Genomic DNA, 15210 nt, shown 5'->3' with positions numbered 1-15210 from the left:
TTTAGGCGGCGTTGCGGTCGTCGACATCGACGCCGAGCCGCGACAGCAATTGGGCCCGGATAGCGCCGAAGCGCGCATCGCCATGCCGGCGGCGGCCGGGCAGGTCCACCTGCAGGTCCTCGACGAACCGCCCCTGATCGAGCACCAGGATGCGGTCGGCCAGCGAGATGGCCTCGTCCACGTCATGGGTCACCAGCAGCACGGCCGGGCGATGGCGGGCGCATAATTCGCGCAGCAAATCGTGCATCTTGATCCGGGTGAGCGCATCGAGCGCGCCGAACGGTTCGTCGGCCAATAGCAGAGCCGGTTCGCGCACCAGCGAACGGGCGAGTGCCACGCGCTGCTGCTCGCCGCCCGAGAGCTGCATCGGCCATGCTGTTTCGCGTCCCGCCAGGCCCACCTCCTCTAGTGCCTTGCGGCCGGCCTCTTGCCCCGCGCCGCGCAGGCCGAGGGTGACGTTCTGGATAACATTCCGCCAGGGCAGCAGCCGGGCATCCTGAAACACTACCGACAGTTTGTCCGGCGTGTGCAGCGTTCCCGTCCCCTCGACCTCGTAATCGAGCCCGGCGAGTGCCCGCAGGAAGGTGCTTTTGCCCGAGCCGCTCTTGCCAAGCAGGGCGACGAATTCGCCCTGCGCGATATCAAGATCGACATCGTCGAGAATAGTGGTCTGGCCGAAGCGGCGGGTCAGGCGGCGAACTTCAACGGCATTCAATGAGCGAGCGTGCGGCGCCATGACAACAACCTTTTTTCGAGGAGGCGGACAATTCCGTCCGAGGCAAGACCAAGGAAGGCATAGACGACCAGACCGACAATGATGACCTGGGTCTGGCCGTAGCTGCGGGCGAGTTCGATCATGTAGCCAAGCCCGCTCGTGGCATTGATCTGCTCGACCACCACCAGCGACACCCAGCACAGGGTAACGGCAAAACGCAGCCCCAGCAGGAAGCCGGGCACGGCGCCGGGCAGCACGACCTGCAACAGGAAGTCGCGCTGGCTCATGCGCAGGGTCTCGGCCAGCTCGACATAGCGTTCGTCGATGGCGCGCAGCGCGTTGTGAGTATGCATATAGATCGGCACGATGACGCCCAGGGTGATGATGGTGACCTTCATGGTCTCCCCGATGCCCAGCCACAGCATCAGCAGCGGGATCATGGCCAGGGTCGGCACGGCTCGCTTGATCTGGATGGGCCCGTCGATCAGCGCCTCACCCACCCGCGACAGGCCCGAGGCAATGGCCAGCAGCAGCCCGATGGCGATGCCGAAGCCCAGCCCGAGCAGCGCCCGAACCGACGAGGTCAGGAAGTTCGATTGCAGCCGGCCATCGGCAATCAGCTCGCCAAAGGTGCTGGCAATCGCCCAGGGCGAAGGCAGCACACGCGGATCGATCAGGCTCAGCCCAGATCCTGCCACCCAGATGAGCACCAGCACCAGCGGCCCGATCTGCAGGCCGAAGGGAATGGCGGGCCCAGGCCCCAGCCGGCGCCGCTTTCGTGTCGTGCTGGCCGGCGCAATTCCGGCATGTCGCGGTTCAAACGATCTTGGTGCGGGCCGGTTGGTTGCTCCCTCGCGCTCGAGTAGCTTGGGTCCCCGGCCATCGATGCTGCCCAGATAGGTCATGATGGATCTCCTGAGTAAAATTGTGCCGTCAGCGTGCGGCCAGCGCGGTTGCGCCCAGCGGCTCGAAACGGCGATCGAAAATCTGCTCGGCGCTATAGGGCTCGTAGCCGAGCTCGGTGGCGAGCAGGTCGATGGTCTTCTGGTGCCGGGCGACCACCTCATCCCAGTTGGCGGGCACGATCTGCTTGCCCGTCAGCTCGACCAGATATTCGCCGTCCTCCTGGTTCAGCCCCTGGTCCTTGACGTAATAGCCCTCGACCCAGGCCTCGGGGTTATCGTTGACCCATTGCGTGGCACGCGCCCAGAACTCGACATAGACGGCCAGCGCTGCGGCCTTGGCGGGGTCATCGAGCACCCATTGGGGGGCATAGAGATGGCTGGGATCGTCCCGCAGGCCGTGTTCGATCACGGTCGCGCCGTCGGCCCCATATTGATTGAGATAGCGCCGGATCAGAACGCCGCCGATCGGGGCGACATCGACTTGATGGCTCGCCAGGGCGATCGGATAGGCGTCGCCGGTGCTGGGCAGTTCTACCAGCGTCACATCGGTCTTGGCGAGACCTGCCGCCTGTAATGCCCGCAGCACCAGCGCGCCTTGCGCCTGGCCGGGACTGAAGGCGATGCGCTTGCCGCGGAAGTCCGCCAGCGTCTTGACCTCCACGCCCGGCGCGATGCCGAAACGATAGATCGGATGACCGATAGGGTCTTCGCGCTCGCGATAAGCGATGTTGCGGACCGGCAGATCATTCCAATTGGCAAAGATGGAGGGAATTTCGGCGACCGAGCCGACATCGAGCGCCCGCGCCCGGAAGGCTTCGGAGGTCTGTGGGCCGCCGCTCAGATTGGTCCATTCGATTTCGAAGGGAATTTCGTCGATCAGCCCGGACAATTGCAGGGCGACCTTAGTCTGTGGGTCGCCAACCACCAGCTTGGTGCCCGGCGGGACCGTGGCCAGCAAGGGGGCGGGCTCCTGGGCCCGGGCGGCGATGTTTCCGCTCGCCACCGGCATGATCATCGCCGCCACTACGGCCAGATATCGGGAAAGGTGCTTCATGGTCCATCCGCTCAACTTAGGGTCAAGTAGAACGGTAAATTCTAATATCCACTAAATCTATAGGATATAGGAAAATGAACATGACGAATCCGGTGGCGCCTGGAAAAAGAAGCGCTACACGGGATGCCTCACGCAGAATGGTCCGCTTTGTGACCTGGTTTGACCGCCACGTGTGCGGGCGGTCAAACCATTGCAAATATCCTCTGCTAGCCCGGAGGGGTAAGGGCGAGGTTCCGCCGCACCCGGAGCAGGTATTCCGTCCGGTTGAACGGATCGCCTCCCGATCGCGGGCGGGTCGGCGGCTTGCCGTGCACGGGCGCATAATGGTCGAAGCTGGCTTCCAGCACGCCGGCCCCGCTGGTCAGCCCTGGCAATTGCTGCTGCACGCCTTGCAATTGCGCGGCGGCCAGCGTGCCGGTTGCGTGCACGACCCCCTCTGCGATCACCGTCTCCGCCACGACTGCGCCGGCCCGGGCCAATAGCGTGAGCAGACCGCTCAGTGCTGTGGCAGGAGCCTCGAGATGGAAGCGGTTGATCGGTTCGCACACTTGGGTCTGTGCTGCCGACAGGGCCGCCGCCAGGACCAGCGGCGTCAATTGCCGGAAATCGGCAGCCACGCTCATTGGCTCGCGATGCCGGGCGGCAATCATGGCGACGTGGCAATCCACCACTTGCCAGCCGTACCGGCCCTGCCGCAGCGTCTCGCTCACCCCGTCCTCCACGGCGCGATAGAAACTGGCCGGCATATGCCCCGGATCGACCTCCAGCGCAAAGCTGTTCCCGGCGCCCGCCGGTCGGGGTTCGATCCGCAGTCCGACGGTGGCGATGTAGGGATTGGGTTCCTTGAACATGATTTCCAACCCCTCTCCCGTGCCGATCAACCGCTCGACACAGATCACAGTGCTTTCGGCAAAACTGGCCTCAAGCCCGAAATCGGCCAGCAGGCTGGCCTGGATGACCTCCTTTTGTACCTCGCCATAGAGCGAGACGAAAACCTCGTTGGCATCCTCATTGCGGCGCAGGTTGATCAAGGGGTCCTGTTCGGCCAATTGGCCCAGCGCCAGCCACAGCGCCGCACTGTCGGCGGGACGCTGTGCCATCACCCGGGTTTCAAGCGTGGGTGGCGAAAAATAGGCGCGGTTGCCACCGGGCAGGCCCTTGCTGATGGCATCGCCGATTCTGGCCGTCTTGAGGCCAGCGATGCGGCCGATCTGCCCGGCTACAAGAGTCGTCACGGTGTGAACCCGGCCATCCTCGAATAGTTCGATGCCCGTGACCCGCTCGGCGCCACCAGGCAGCTCGACATGATCCCGCGTATGGACCGTGCCCGTTTGCAGTGCCAGATAGGCCAGTTTTTCACCGCCCCAGCCTCGCTCGATCTTGAAGATCTTGCCCGCGACCTCCCCACCGGCGTCCGGCAAGCGGGCCGGCAGCAGGCTTTCGATGGCCTCGGTCAGGGCCGGCACGCCGATCCCGGTTGTTGCCGAACCGGCAAAGGCGGGTTGCACCAGGCCATCAGCGATCTGCCCGGCCAGGATGGCTTTCAACCGCGCCGCCGTTACCAAGTGCGGCGCCATCACGTAATCGGACAGCAGGGCTTCGTCATTCTCGGCCAGTGTTTCGCATAGACTCGAGCGTGCATGCCATAGATCGCGCATTTGTACCTGCGCAGCCTTGCTGCCGGCCTCGAGCACGTCCGACATGGCAATGGGCCGAACTGGCAATTGCTGGGCGATTTCAGCCAGCACCCGCTCATATTGCGCGCCGAGACGGTCGATCTTGTTGATGAAAAACACTATCGGCACGCCAAGCCGCCGCAGCGCCCGCACCAGCACGCGCGTCTGCGCCTGCACGCCTTCGACGGCCGACACCACCACCACGGCAGCATCCAGCAATTCGAGCACCCGTTCGACTTCGGCAATGAAGTCGGGGTGGCCGGGCGTGTCGATCAGATTGACACTTGTCCCGCCCAGCATGAACGAAACCACCGCGGCCCGAATGGTAATGCCGCGTTGCCGCTCAAGGGCGAGGCTATCGGTTTGGGTATTGCCGGAATCGACGCTGCCAAGCTTGTCGATCACCCCGGCATTAAAAAGCAGTCTTTCGGTAAGGCTAGTCTTGCCTGCGTCTACATGGGCCAGAATGCCCAGATTCAAGGTGCGCATGAACCGTCATCTTCTCAGAATTTCGCATGTGATTTTCGTGAGAAGTGAATCGGGGCATCGGAACCTCTAGACGGTTTGGCGGCGCAAGACTGCGCGCCGCCAATTTATTGAGGCGGCGCCGGACCTGTCAAGCAATGGCCGTTCACGCCACGCGCTGCGTTGCCGCTAGTGGCGTTGCGCGCAAGGTCAGGGCCCAGAAGACGATGGTCACAAGGCTGATCGCCGCGCCGGAGAGACAGACGCCAGTCCATCCGGCATGGGCATAGATGATCGTCGATGTCGAGGAACCCAGCGCGCTGCCCAGTGAATAGAAGACCATATAGACCGCCGTCAGCCTGTTCTGCGCCTCCGGCCGCACGCGATAGATCATGCCCTGATTGGTGACATGGGTGGCCTGGAGGCCAAAGTCGATGATCAGAACTCCGGCGACCAGCCACAGGATCGAGTGATCCAGCAGGGCCATCGGCAACCAGGCGAACAGCATCAGCCCCAGTGCAATCCCCGTGACGGCCTGGCCATGCCCCCGATCGGCCCAACGGCCTGCCCGCATGGCGCCAAGCGCACCCGCCGCTCCGGCGAGGCCGAACAGGCCCACTTGCGTGTGCGACATGGAAAAGGGCGGCGCGGTCAGCGGCAGCACAAGTGGCGCCAGCAGCGTCGTGATATTGGCAAAGATCAGCATGGCGATCACCGCGCGGATGCGCAGCACTGGCTCCTCGACGAACAGCGTCGCCAGCGACACGATAAGCGCCCGGTATGACAGGCGCGGAGGCGGTCTGGTCTGCCGCGGCAAGGCCCGCCATAGCAGCAGCGCGATCAGGAGCGTCAGCAGTGCGGAGGCGACGTAAACGATGCGCCAGCCTGACAGGTCGGTCAGCGTCCCGGCCACGCTGCGCGCCAGCAGAATGCCGAGTACGATGCCGCTCGTGACCATGCCGACGATATGCCCTCGCTCGGACGGCCGCGCCAGGCTCGCGACATAGGCGACCAGAGCCTGGGTTACCACAGCGAGAAACCCCACGCTCACCATCGAGCCCAGCAACATGGCCGCCGATGTCGAAAAGCCGGCACAGAGCAATGCCACGACCGAGAGCAGCGACTGCGCTACGATCAGCTTGCGCCGGTCGACCAGGTCGCCCAGCGGCACGAGGAGAATAAGACCCAGCCCATAGCCAAGCTGCGTTGTCCCCACGATTAGGCCCGCAATACTGCGCGAGAGCCCCAGATCGTCGGCCATCACATCCAGCAATGGATGAGCGAAATAGGCATTGGCCACGGCCAGCCCGCTCGCCAGCGCAAAGAGGAACACGGTGGCGCGCGTCAACACCGGTTGGACGCATGCATTTTCGCCCACGGCACCAAAAGGCGCCGCGTCTTGCCTGATCGTCATTGCAAACTCCGGACATTAGTTTAATTATAAAACCAATGATCGGCTAGCAGGGCAGGTTTAATAATGCAACCAAATTTGCACAAGCGGAGCTAGGCCATGGTCGCTCGCAAGAGTCTGAAAGGCGATTACTGCCCCAGCGCGCGGTCTTTGGATGTGATCGGGGACTGGTGGTCGCTGCTGATCGTGCGTGACGCTTTCGACGGCCTGACGCGCTTTAGCGAGTTTCAGAAAAGCCTCGGCATCGCCAAGAATATCCTGGCCGAACGCCTGCGGACGCTGGTCGATAGCGGCATTCTGGAGCTTGCCCCCGCCGCCGAGGGTGGTACGCGCATGCACTATCTCTTGACGGAAAAGGGCAAAGATCTGTTCCCGTTGATGGTCGCGCTCCGCCAATTCGGCGAGCGGCACCTGTTCGCGCCACAGGAAGAACATTCGGTTCTGGTCGAGCGGGCAACCGGCCGGCCGGTTCACCTCGAGGTCAAAACCCACGACGGCCGAGCCATCGGTTCCGATGAGACGGTCATTCTAAAGGTGCCGGAAGCCCAGGACTGATCCTAGTCCCGTTCGATCGAATTGACCGCGTGTTCCATCAGGGACACTAGGGTCATCTTGGCCGGGGCATAATCGGAATCGCGGCGTTCCACCTGCAGGAAGCCATGTTCGCGCAACGTCTTGCTGAGGGTGGTGAGGTCGCGGCCGTCTTCGATGGTGATGAGTTCGCCGGACCGCAGTTTTACCTTGTAGAGGGGCATGGGGGTAACCTTGAGCACGGGAGGGAACCGAGAGGGCGACCGTGTTGCGGCGGGGGTCACCCTCTCGTGGGCGTTCCCGGATTCTTCCGGGCTCGACACCAGCTTGCAGCCATCGCCCGCCCGGCGCCACGTAAAGCGTTCATTAACCTTTACGGGCTTGGTTAACACCGCGTTTGCACTGCCGGATTGCGCCCGAGCTTACCAAAAATAGCAGATATTTCAGCGGTCTATCCTATTTTGGCGCTCGCAAGACGCCCTGTCCCCCGCTGTGAAAAAGTGTCCTGCTGTTCAGATTGGGTTCAGCCCTTGTCCGGCAAACTCTGCCCATTGATATTGCGTGCGGAAGGCGACTGCCCATGATCTCGGCCATATCCAGTTTTCTGCGTGATGATGGCGGTATCAGCACCATCGAATATGGCCTGATCGCAGCAATCATCGTGGTGGCGACCACCTGCGCGGTTTCTGCCGCCGGCTTCAGCCTGGCCGATATCGCGAACCTGGCGCAGGCCCATTAGGCGAGCGCCGGGCGCATCACTCTCACAGATTCCTGAATGTAGACTTGGTTTCAGCGCGGATGGGCGGCTTCGGCGTCCCAGTTCCGCTTGCGCGGGCTTGGTTTGGCTGCGGCATTGCTGATCGCCAGGTCGAGCTGGTCACGCAATTGCATGCTGGGCGTGAAGACCACCGTATGGCGCGGTGAAATCCGATGTTCCGTGCCGGTGCGGGGATTGCGGCCGAGCCGCTCCGCGCGAGCCCGGACCTGAAGCGAGCCGAAGGCCGTGAGCTTGACGCCTTCGCCCGCCATCAGCGCTTCCCCGATCAGGGCAAACATGGCTTCGCCAATGGCAGCCACTTCATGCTTGGAAATGCCGGTCTTTCGAGCTGCAGCTTCGCTGAGCATTGCACGCGTGATGGTCTTGCTCACGATTATCCTTCCCTGCCCCTATTAAATTCATAGGAGGAATTTAAGCCGCTGTCCAGCGTTGCGCCGCGCGACACAAAGTTGAATTGATCGTTCAGGTTTAGTTGACTTATTTTAGAATGGTTATAAGCTGGCGAGCAGATCAAGTGTGCTTGCAGCACCGTTAACGCCCTGACTGCCTGCCATTTTTGGCCGCCGCAGACCATACGATCCGGGTTCCGACTCGGCAGAAAGGTTCATCCGTGAGACTGACGCGTCAATCCAATTATGCCATTCGCGCCCTGGTCTATTGCGCTGTCAACGAGCCCGGGCTTAGCCGCGTCGCCGATATCGCCAAGGCCTACAACATTTCCGAGCTGTTCCTGTTCAAGCTGATCAAGCCGCTGGTCGAAAACGGGCTGATCGAAACCGTGCGCGGCCGCCATGGCGGCATCAAGCTGGGCAAGCCCGCCGAACAGATCACCCTGCTCGACACCATCCGCCTCACCGAAGAAAATTTTGCCCTGGCCGAATGTTTCGAAGATGGCGCCGATTGCCCGCTGATCGGGGAATGCGATCTCAATGGCGCGCTGCGCGAGGCGCTGGGTGCCTTCTTCACCGTGCTGCAGAAATATACCATTGCCGATCTGGCCAGCAAGAAGCGCTCGATCCGCGACCGCCTCGGCCTCAATGTCATTGAAGCCATGATGGCCCCCGCCGAATAATTTGGCCTTTTATCTTGTCATGACGCCGCCCTGGTCCGCCGGGGCGGCGTTTTGCGTTCAGCGACAAATCCTATAAATATGAGTTTGACAGTCATGATTAGATATGGTTTTCTCCAGTCATCGCAAGCGCGCTGACACTGGCCTGAGGGGTAGGCCCGCCGGCGCTGCGAGCGGCACGACGGGGCTTGCTGCTACCGTCTCCCCGGGCTGGTCAGGGTCCTCAACGCCCTGACCAGCCTTTTTTGCGCGCATTGATCTGGCAGGCTGCCTGTGCTCTATCCGGGCCGGAAATCGGGATCCCCATGGCCGCTGCACCACTTCTATCGCTCCAGAATATTCACCTGACCTTCGGCGGCACCACGCTGCTCGAAAGCGCCGAGCTGATCGTTTCGCCCGGCCAGCGCATTGCGCTGGTGGGCCGCAATGGTTCGGGCAAGTCGACCCTGCTCAAGATTGCCGCCGGCGATGTGCAGCATGATGGCGGCGTACGCTTTGTCGAGCCCAGCGCCACCGTGCGTTACCTGCCGCAAGAGCCTGATCTGTCGGCCTTTGCGACCACGCTTGCCTATGTCGAAGCGGGCCTTGGGCCGGGCGACGATATTTATCGTGCGCAATATCTGCTCAATTCGCTGGGCCTGACCGGCGAGGAAAGCCCCAAGAACCTCTCGGGTGGCGAAGGCCGCCGTGCGGCTTTGGCGCGGGTGCTGGCACCCAAGCCCGATATCCTGCTGTTGGACGAGCCCACCAACCATCTCGATCTCCCCGCCATCGAATGGCTGCAGGCGGAACTCAATTCCCTGCGCTCGGCCATGGTGCTGATCAGCCACGATCGGCGCTTTCTCTCCGATCTGACCCGCGCCACCGTCTGGCTCGATCGCGGCGTCACCCGCCGGCTCGACAAGGGTTTTTCGGCCTTTGAAGCCTGGCGCGACACGGTGCTGGAAGAAGAAGAGCGCGACCGCCACAAGCTCGATCGCCAGATCGTGCGTGAAGAGCATTGGCTGCGCTACGGCGTCACCGCCCGCCGCAAGCGCAATGTCGGGCGCCTCGAACGCCTGGGCAATCTGCGGCAGGACCGGCGCGAACAGCGCCGTGTGACCGGCGCGGTCAATATGAATGTATCGGAAGGCCGCACCTCGGGCGCGCTGGTGGTGGAAGCCGAAAATATCAGCAAGACCTATGGCGACCGCGTCATCGTCAATGATTTTTCGACCCGCGTGCTGCGCGGCGACCGCATCGGCATTGTCGGGCCCAATGGCGCGGGCAAGACCACGCTGATCAAGATGTTGACGGGACTGCTTGAGCCCGATAGCGGCAAGATCAAGCTGGGTTCAGCGCTGGAGCTGGCCATGCTCGACCAGGGCCGCGCCAAGCTCGTGCCCGAAACCCGCCTCAAGGACGCCCTGACCGGCGGGGGCAGTGACACCATCCACATCAATGGCGAAGCGCGCCATGTGGTGGGCTATATGAAGGACTTCCTGTTCACCCCCGAACAGGCCAATACCCCGATCGGCAAGCTCTCCGGCGGGGAACGAGCCCGGGTGGCTTTGGCCCGCGCCCTGTCGCTGCCCTCCAATTTCCTGGTGCTGGACGAGCCGACCAACGATCTGGACCTCGAAACCCTCGATCTGCTCGAGGAAATGGTCTCGGATTACTCCGGCACCGCCATCGTGGTCAGCCACGATCGTGACTTCCTCGATCGTGTCGCCACCTCGGTGATCATTGCTGAAGGCGAGGGCGTGTGGACCGAATATGCCGGCGGCTATTCCGACATGGTTATCCAACGCGGCGAAGGCGTCAACGCGCGCGCCGCCATCACCAAGGCGCACCGCGCCGGCAAGACGGCCCTGGCCCAAACTAGTGCCGCCACTGCCAAGCGCAAGCTTTCCTTCAAGGAAAAGCACGCGCTCGAAACCCTGCCCAAGGATATCGAAAAGCTCGAGGCCGAGATCAAGACGCTCAATGCCGCGCTCGCCGATGGCAGCCTCTATGCCAAAGACCCCGCGGGCTTCGCTGCGAAGTCCAAGGCTTTGGCAGCCGCCGAAGCCAAGCGCGCAGCGGCCGAAGAGCAATGGCTGGAACTCGAAATGCTGCGGGAAGAGATCGAGGGCTAGATAATTGCCCCCAATCGCAAAGAAAAGAGCCCCCGCGTGTTGCGGGGGCTCTTTCGTATGTGGCCTCAGGTCTTATCCGTTGGCATTGCTCCGCCGCCGGTATTCGCTGGCGACATAAAGACAGGCCAATGCAAAAGCCGCGCCAATGCCCACCTGCGCCCAATCCATCCGGGCGATCAGGTCTGTCGTATAGCTGATCGCGTTGAAGGGCTCCTTGCCCAGGAACCAGACGTCGATATAGCCGTCCTCGGTCAGCGGGAAAGTGGTGCGATAGCCCATATAGTCCCAGGTGTGCGTGGTGAAGGGGTGTAAGCCCCCCAGGGTCACCCATTCGAGCATGGCCCCGATGGATGGCAGGAGCAGCGACACCGGAATTGCCCAGCGGCCGATCGCTGTGGCCAGCGCACCGACCAACGCCATGAATGGCAGATACCAGAGCAGGCCGCAGATCATGGTGACCAGGATCGCCAGCGCCACATGCCCATAAACCGCTGCAATGCTGCCCAGCGCGGCAAAGCTGCCGGTGCCGTTGATCAGCGTGGTGACGAACGCCACGCCATAGAGCAGCAGCCCGCTGAGCAGGGCCACGCCATAGACCGTGCCGGGCAGGATGGTGATGGCGGCGGCAAGCTTGCTGAGCAGCACCTTGAAATCGGTGACCGGCATGGATTTCCAGAACAGCATGGAATTATTGCGCTTGTCGGCGGCAAAGCCGTCGGCGCAATAAAAGAACAGCGTGGCGATCAGATAGAGCGACCAGGCCATGCCGAAGCCCAGGAATCCCAGCTCGTAAATGCGCAGTGGAGCGATTGTGAACATGGCCCCCGAGAACCGCGCGTCAACGCGCCCCACGGTAAAGGCCAGGATCGTCGCGCCGAACAGCAGCACGACCAGCAGCAGCGGGCCATAGAGAAAGGCCCCCTTGTGCTCGATGAACTCGCGTCGCACCAGGGCAATGAAAGCCTTCATTGGGCGGGCTCCGGATTGGCGGTGGGCCGCTGCATCAGCGCCACGAACAGGTCCGACAAGGTCGGGGTGGACAGCTTGCCCAAGGGTTCGAGTACGGCGCGATCGACCCCGTCAAAGATCATCACGGTCTGCCCGAAGCGGGTTTCTTCATAGACCGGCCCATGCGCCCGCGCCTGTTCCTGGGTGGCAGCGTCATTGACCACCAGCTGGGTGAATTTGTCATTCACCGTTTCCATCTGCATATGCAGGATCAAGTCGCCATCGCGGATGAACATGATGTCGGAGAGCATGAACTCGATCTCGTCCACCTGATGGGTGGTGATGAGCAGGGTGCGCTCTTCCGTCATGTAATCTTCCAGCAGCCGCCGGTAGAAGCGTTTGCGATAGGTGATGTCGAGGCCCAGCGTGGGTTCATCCAGCACCAGCAGCTTGGCGTCGATCGCCATCACCACGGCCAGATGCAGCTGTGCGATCATGCCCTTACTCAGGGTTTTGATCTTCATGTCGGGCTTGATGTCGGTGCCTTGCAGGAAGCTCTGCGCCTTGGCCTGGCTGAAATTGGGATGGATGTTGGAGAGCAGAGCAAACAGCTCCCGCACTCGCAGGAAGCGCGGCAGGCTGGCCACATCCGAGATGAAGGCGACATTCTCCATCAGCTTCGCGCGCCTGGCAAAGGGGTCTTCGCCCAGCACGCGAATGGTGCCTTCGCAATTGGTCAGGCCCAGCATGGCATTGAGCGTGGTGGTCTTGCCGGCGCCATTATGGCCAATCAGGCCATAGATGCGGCCGGGCGGAATATCGAAATCCAGCCCATGCAGGATTTCCTTGCCGCCGAATTTCTTGCGCAGGCCACGAGCAGAGACGATGGGTTCGACCGAAGCGGAAAGATCAGTCATTTTTGATCAGCCCTTGTGCGGGAGGAGTGGGAGTTTTTGCAAGCAGAGTGGCCGCATCCAGTTCGAGCGCGGCAATTTGAGCGGCGATGCGGGGCCAGTCTTCCCTGAGGAATTTGTCCCGTTCATGGGCGAGCAGCTCGGCCCGCGCCCCGGTTTTGACGAACATGCCCAGTCCCCTTCGCTTTTCCACCACCCCGATATCGACCAGCGCTTCGAATGCCTTGGTGACCGTCAACGGATTGACCGAAAGGTCCCCGGCTATCTGGCGCACCGATGGCAGGGCATCCCCTTCCGCCGCTGCGCCGCGCAGGATCATCTCGATAAGCCGCTGCCGGATCTGCACGAAGATCGGCTGGCTGGTGTGAAAATCATCCATGTGTTATGCCTGTGTAGTGTGTTAGTTTTGTAGCACACTAGGCGATGATGTCAAGGGGGAGGCGCGGCGGAGATTTGCGAGGGGCTTTGGGATCAACCGACCAGCACGGGCTGCGTACAACGCACGCCATAGACCTGCACATCAGCCTCGCCGATTGACAGGCCTAAGGTGTCCAGCAGTCCGGCGAGCAGCCCATCGAGCAACCCTGCTACCGGGCTAAGGGCCAATTTGAGCAGGACGGCTATGCCCGAGATATTGAGCCCTAGTCCGAGTATGGGGACCTGCAGGTTGAGATTGCCCAGCAGGGAGTTGACGAGCGATGTAACCACTGTTGTGACCTTGGCGGTCTTTACCGTGCCGGCGGCAATTTCGGCTGGTGTGAAGCTGAGCGAAATAGGTGTCGTCTGGGCGATCTCCACCACCGATGACGCGAGCACCTGCAGGATGGTGAGCCCGAGTAGCTTGACCTCGACCAGTTTGGCGAGACCTACTGCTGGCGTCGTCCCGAAATTGCCAAAGGTGGAGGTGTTCACCTCTCCGATCATCACGCGCAATGCGCCAGGCCGTACCAGGATTGTGGCTGATCCCGACACATTGTTGCCGGTAGGGCAGGACGCGGTACTGGCAACTGCCTCCGATTGCGCGACCTGCAAGTAAAGTGGGAGATGGATAGGGAGGCCCAGTAGCGCGCCGCTATTGCCCAGCACGCTTACACTCAGCAGCAGACGCACCTGCGCCGTGCGCACCACAGTGCCGGTTGGACCAATGGCATACCAGCTGCCGCCCTGTGGCGGTTCCCCAACTGCCAAATCAAGCTCGACACTCAGCAGGCCGGGTATCTTTAGTCCCAAGGGGACGTGGACTTGATGCGTTCCATCACTGATGGCAGCACTCGCCGACAGCAGGTCCAACGCCGAAATCTTGGTGAAAAGACCGTTGGCCGCGCCGGTGCCAATATCGAAGTCACCCAGCCCGCCCAGTTGCAACAGCTTGCCGATCGGCAAAGTACCATTGTGCCCGGCTGTATTGGCCAGCTTGAGCATGGCAGTGCGCTGCACGCCTGTCAGCACATCGGCCAATGCAGCTGCCAATTGTCCGTGATTGGCGGTCTTGGCCAATAGGTCATTATATGTTCCCACGCTAACGCCGAGCTTAAGAGCCAGCTTGTCGAGAAAGCTGAAGACATCGACCTGCGCGCCAACCAAGCCATTGTAGTCCAGTGCAGTCAGCGAAATCTTAGTGCCGAGCAAAGTGTTCAATACCGCATTCGCGAGGCCGTCTTGTAAGCTCGCCAGCCGCGACCCCACAGAAAAAGCCACCTGTGGGGTCACCGTTGCCGTGGCCGATGCGCCGAGTGTCGGCGGCTCTGCCCAGCCATTGGCAAAATACAGCGTGCCCGGTTTGCTGAACGAAACTCGGACGGCGTTGGCCGGAGTAGCATTCGCCACGAAGCGGCTTTCGACCGCCACTGCCGGATTGGGGTTATAATTGCCTGTCACCACCACGAGGCCCGCCTGCGAGCCGGCGCTCATCAGGCCGGCATCCATCAGGGCGCTATAGGCGACGCTCTGGGCAGCGGCGGGATTGTTGGCTGCCGCGAGGGCCGCCAAATCCACGCCGTTCTGAATGGCCCGCCGCTCGTGGTAAATCCCCGCCGCATCCACCGCAATGGCGGCGACCACGCTGGCCACGACAAAGCCCGCCGCGAACATCACGACCATATTGCCGCGCTGGTCCGCGCAGAACCGCCGCCAAAGTTTCATATACCGCCCCGGCGAATCGTCGAGCTATAGGCGATCACCTGGCTGGGCAGGGGCAGCGGCACATAAAGATTCCAGATCGGCAGGTCCGAAGCGTCGTAGCGCAGGGTGACGCGATATTGGTTGGGATCGGTCGTGCTGTCGCCAATCGTATAGGTCAGCCGGGAGCGCTCGATCAGCATGTAGCTGGCGGCATTGTGGTCGAGGAATTCCCCGACCAGGCGGTTGCGTTCGGTCTGATTGAGCCCGGCAATCGCCGTCCGCGCCGCATCGGCGGACAATTGCTGCAAGGAATGAGCAGCACCGAAATAAATGCCATAGGCCAGCATGCCGGTCAGCAGCAACAGGAAAACCGGCGTCAGAATGGCGAACTCCACAGCGGAGGTCGCCCGGTCGTCGCGAGCCCACGAGACAAAACGGGACCGCATAATAAGCCTCCCAGCACGTGATTTCTGGCTAAAGCCTGCGCCGCATGTGTTGATGCTTCG

At 61.9% G+C, this 15210-nt stretch carries 16 protein-coding genes; 4 read left to right on the top strand and 12 right to left on the bottom strand.

Annotated features, from left to right (window positions below):
- Position 1: 1 nt before the first annotated feature.
- The 5 genes from N8A98_RS08085 to N8A98_RS08065 form a co-directional block, all read right to left on the bottom strand.
- Positions 2 to 736 carry an ABC transporter ATP-binding protein gene (locus N8A98_RS08085; RefSeq protein ID WP_262170536.1) on the bottom strand — a complete coding sequence of 245 codons (735 nt, stop codon included), beginning with the start codon at positions 734 to 736 and terminating at the stop codon, positions 2 to 4.
- Positions 712 to 1620, bottom strand: a complete 909-nt coding sequence (locus N8A98_RS08080) for an ABC transporter permease (RefSeq protein WP_262170535.1) — start codon at positions 1618 to 1620, stop codon at positions 712 to 714. Before N8A98_RS08080 ends, N8A98_RS08085 begins: the two co-directional genes overlap by 25 nt.
- 28 nt (positions 1621 to 1648) lie before the next feature.
- Positions 1649 to 2635, bottom strand: a complete 987-nt coding sequence (locus N8A98_RS08075) for an ABC transporter substrate-binding protein (RefSeq protein WP_262171919.1) — start codon at positions 2633 to 2635, stop codon at positions 1649 to 1651.
- 245 nt (positions 2636 to 2880) lie between these two features.
- Positions 2881 to 4839, bottom strand: coding sequence for an elongation factor G (locus N8A98_RS08070; protein ID WP_262170533.1), 1959 nt, complete (start codon positions 4837 to 4839; stop codon positions 2881 to 2883).
- Positions 4840 to 4981: 142 nt separating this feature from the next.
- On the bottom strand, positions 4982 to 6229 hold the full coding sequence (locus tag N8A98_RS08065) for an MFS transporter (RefSeq protein ID WP_262170532.1): 1248 nt from the start codon (positions 6227 to 6229) through the stop codon (positions 4982 to 4984).
- A 96-nt stretch (positions 6230 to 6325) separates the two neighbouring features.
- Between N8A98_RS08065 and N8A98_RS08060 the strand changes: the two genes are divergently transcribed.
- Positions 6326 to 6781 (top strand): winged helix-turn-helix transcriptional regulator, encoded by a 456-nt coding sequence (locus tag N8A98_RS08060; RefSeq protein WP_262170530.1) that lies wholly within the window; start codon positions 6326 to 6328, stop codon positions 6779 to 6781.
- A 2-nt stretch (positions 6782 to 6783) separates the two neighbouring features.
- On the opposite strand, the gene N8A98_RS08055 is transcribed toward N8A98_RS08060, so the two are convergent.
- Positions 6784 to 6981: a hypothetical protein gene (locus N8A98_RS08055; protein ID WP_113121018.1), complete on the bottom strand. Its 198-nt coding sequence runs from the start codon at positions 6979 to 6981 to the stop codon at positions 6784 to 6786.
- Between the two features lie 356 nt (positions 6982 to 7337).
- On the opposite strand from N8A98_RS08055, the gene N8A98_RS08050 reads away from it, so the two are divergent.
- Positions 7338 to 7496 (top strand): Flp family type IVb pilin, encoded by a 159-nt coding sequence (locus tag N8A98_RS08050; protein WP_113121019.1) that lies wholly within the window; start codon positions 7338 to 7340, stop codon positions 7494 to 7496.
- Between the two features lie 50 nt (positions 7497 to 7546).
- On the opposite strand, the gene N8A98_RS08045 is transcribed toward N8A98_RS08050, so the two are convergent.
- The gene (locus N8A98_RS08045; RefSeq protein WP_262170529.1) at positions 7547 to 7906 is read right to left on the bottom strand and encodes an HU family DNA-binding protein; all 360 of its coding nucleotides are present in this window, start codon (positions 7904 to 7906) and stop codon (positions 7547 to 7549) included.
- Positions 7907 to 8145: 239 nt separating this feature from the next.
- Here N8A98_RS08045 and rirA point away from each other — a divergent pair, with 239 nt between their 5' ends.
- Positions 8146 to 8607 (top strand): iron-responsive transcriptional regulator RirA, encoded by a 462-nt coding sequence (gene rirA / locus N8A98_RS08040; protein ID WP_262170527.1) that lies wholly within the window; start codon positions 8146 to 8148, stop codon positions 8605 to 8607.
- Positions 8608 to 8909: 302 nt separating this feature from the next.
- Positions 8910 to 10721 carry an ABC-F family ATP-binding cassette domain-containing protein gene (locus N8A98_RS08035; RefSeq protein ID WP_262170526.1) on the top strand — a complete coding sequence of 604 codons (1812 nt, stop codon included), beginning with the start codon at positions 8910 to 8912 and terminating at the stop codon, positions 10719 to 10721.
- A gap of 72 nt (positions 10722 to 10793) precedes the next feature.
- Here the strand turns inward: N8A98_RS08035 and N8A98_RS08030 are convergent, their stop codons facing one another.
- The 5 genes from N8A98_RS08030 to N8A98_RS08010 form a co-directional block, all read right to left on the bottom strand.
- Positions 10794 to 11690 carry a hypothetical protein gene (locus tag N8A98_RS08030; RefSeq protein WP_262170524.1) on the bottom strand — a complete coding sequence of 299 codons (897 nt, stop codon included), beginning with the start codon at positions 11688 to 11690 and terminating at the stop codon, positions 10794 to 10796.
- Positions 11687 to 12586 (bottom strand): ABC transporter ATP-binding protein, encoded by a 900-nt coding sequence (locus tag N8A98_RS08025; protein ID WP_262170523.1) that lies wholly within the window; start codon positions 12584 to 12586, stop codon positions 11687 to 11689. The genes N8A98_RS08030 and N8A98_RS08025 overlap by 4 nt, the downstream gene beginning before the upstream one ends.
- A complete protein-coding gene (locus N8A98_RS08020) occupies positions 12579 to 12962 on the bottom strand; it encodes a GntR family transcriptional regulator (RefSeq protein WP_262170521.1) in 384 nt (127 codons plus the stop codon). The genes N8A98_RS08025 and N8A98_RS08020 overlap by 8 nt, the downstream gene beginning before the upstream one ends.
- A gap of 92 nt (positions 12963 to 13054) precedes the next feature.
- Positions 13055 to 14725 (bottom strand): TadG family pilus assembly protein, encoded by a 1671-nt coding sequence (locus tag N8A98_RS08015; RefSeq protein ID WP_262170519.1) that lies wholly within the window; start codon positions 14723 to 14725, stop codon positions 13055 to 13057.
- Positions 14722 to 15150, bottom strand: a complete 429-nt coding sequence (locus tag N8A98_RS08010; protein ID WP_262170518.1) for a TadE/TadG family type IV pilus assembly protein — start codon at positions 15148 to 15150, stop codon at positions 14722 to 14724. The genes N8A98_RS08015 and N8A98_RS08010 overlap by 4 nt, the downstream gene beginning before the upstream one ends.
- Positions 15151 to 15210: the final 60 nt, after the last annotated feature.

Source organism: Devosia neptuniae (genome assembly GCF_025452235.1).
Classification (GTDB): Bacteria; Pseudomonadota; Alphaproteobacteria; order Rhizobiales; family Devosiaceae; genus Devosia.
This window is presented reverse-complemented; position numbering and strand designations above follow the sequence as displayed.

Excerpts from the sequence above, each read along its gene's own strand:
- N8A98_RS08085 (WP_262170536.1), bottom strand. The coding sequence starts at position 736 with ATGGCGCCGCACGCTCGCTCATTGAATGCCGTTGAAGTTCGCCGCCTG.
- N8A98_RS08080 (WP_262170535.1), bottom strand. The coding sequence starts at position 1,620 with ATGACCTATCTGGGCAGCATCGATGGCCGGGGACCCAAGCTACTCGAG.
- N8A98_RS08075 (WP_262171919.1), bottom strand. The coding sequence starts at position 2,635 with ATGATCATGCCGGTGGCGAGCGGAAACATCGCCGCCCGGGCCCAGGAG.
- N8A98_RS08070 (WP_262170533.1), bottom strand. The coding sequence starts at position 4,839 with ATGCGCACCTTGAATCTGGGCATTCTGGCCCATGTAGACGCAGGCAAG.
- N8A98_RS08065 (WP_262170532.1), bottom strand. The coding sequence starts at position 6,229 with ATGACGATCAGGCAAGACGCGGCGCCTTTTGGTGCCGTGGGCGAAAAT.
- N8A98_RS08060 (WP_262170530.1), top strand. The coding sequence starts at position 6,326 with ATGGTCGCTCGCAAGAGTCTGAAAGGCGATTACTGCCCCAGCGCGCGG.
- N8A98_RS08055 (WP_113121018.1), bottom strand. The coding sequence starts at position 6,981 with ATGCCCCTCTACAAGGTAAAACTGCGGTCCGGCGAACTCATCACCATC.
- N8A98_RS08050 (WP_113121019.1), top strand. The coding sequence starts at position 7,338 with ATGATCTCGGCCATATCCAGTTTTCTGCGTGATGATGGCGGTATCAGC.
- N8A98_RS08035 (WP_262170526.1), top strand. The coding sequence starts at position 8,910 with ATGGCCGCTGCACCACTTCTATCGCTCCAGAATATTCACCTGACCTTC.
- N8A98_RS08030 (WP_262170524.1), bottom strand. The coding sequence starts at position 11,690 with ATGAAGGCTTTCATTGCCCTGGTGCGACGCGAGTTCATCGAGCACAAG.
- N8A98_RS08025 (WP_262170523.1), bottom strand. The coding sequence starts at position 12,586 with ATGACTGATCTTTCCGCTTCGGTCGAACCCATCGTCTCTGCTCGTGGC.
- N8A98_RS08020 (WP_262170521.1), bottom strand. The coding sequence starts at position 12,962 with ATGGATGATTTTCACACCAGCCAGCCGATCTTCGTGCAGATCCGGCAG.
- N8A98_RS08015 (WP_262170519.1), bottom strand. The coding sequence starts at position 14,725 with ATGAAACTTTGGCGGCGGTTCTGCGCGGACCAGCGCGGCAATATGGTC.
- N8A98_RS08010 (WP_262170518.1), bottom strand. The coding sequence starts at position 15,150 with ATGCGGTCCCGTTTTGTCTCGTGGGCTCGCGACGACCGGGCGACCTCC.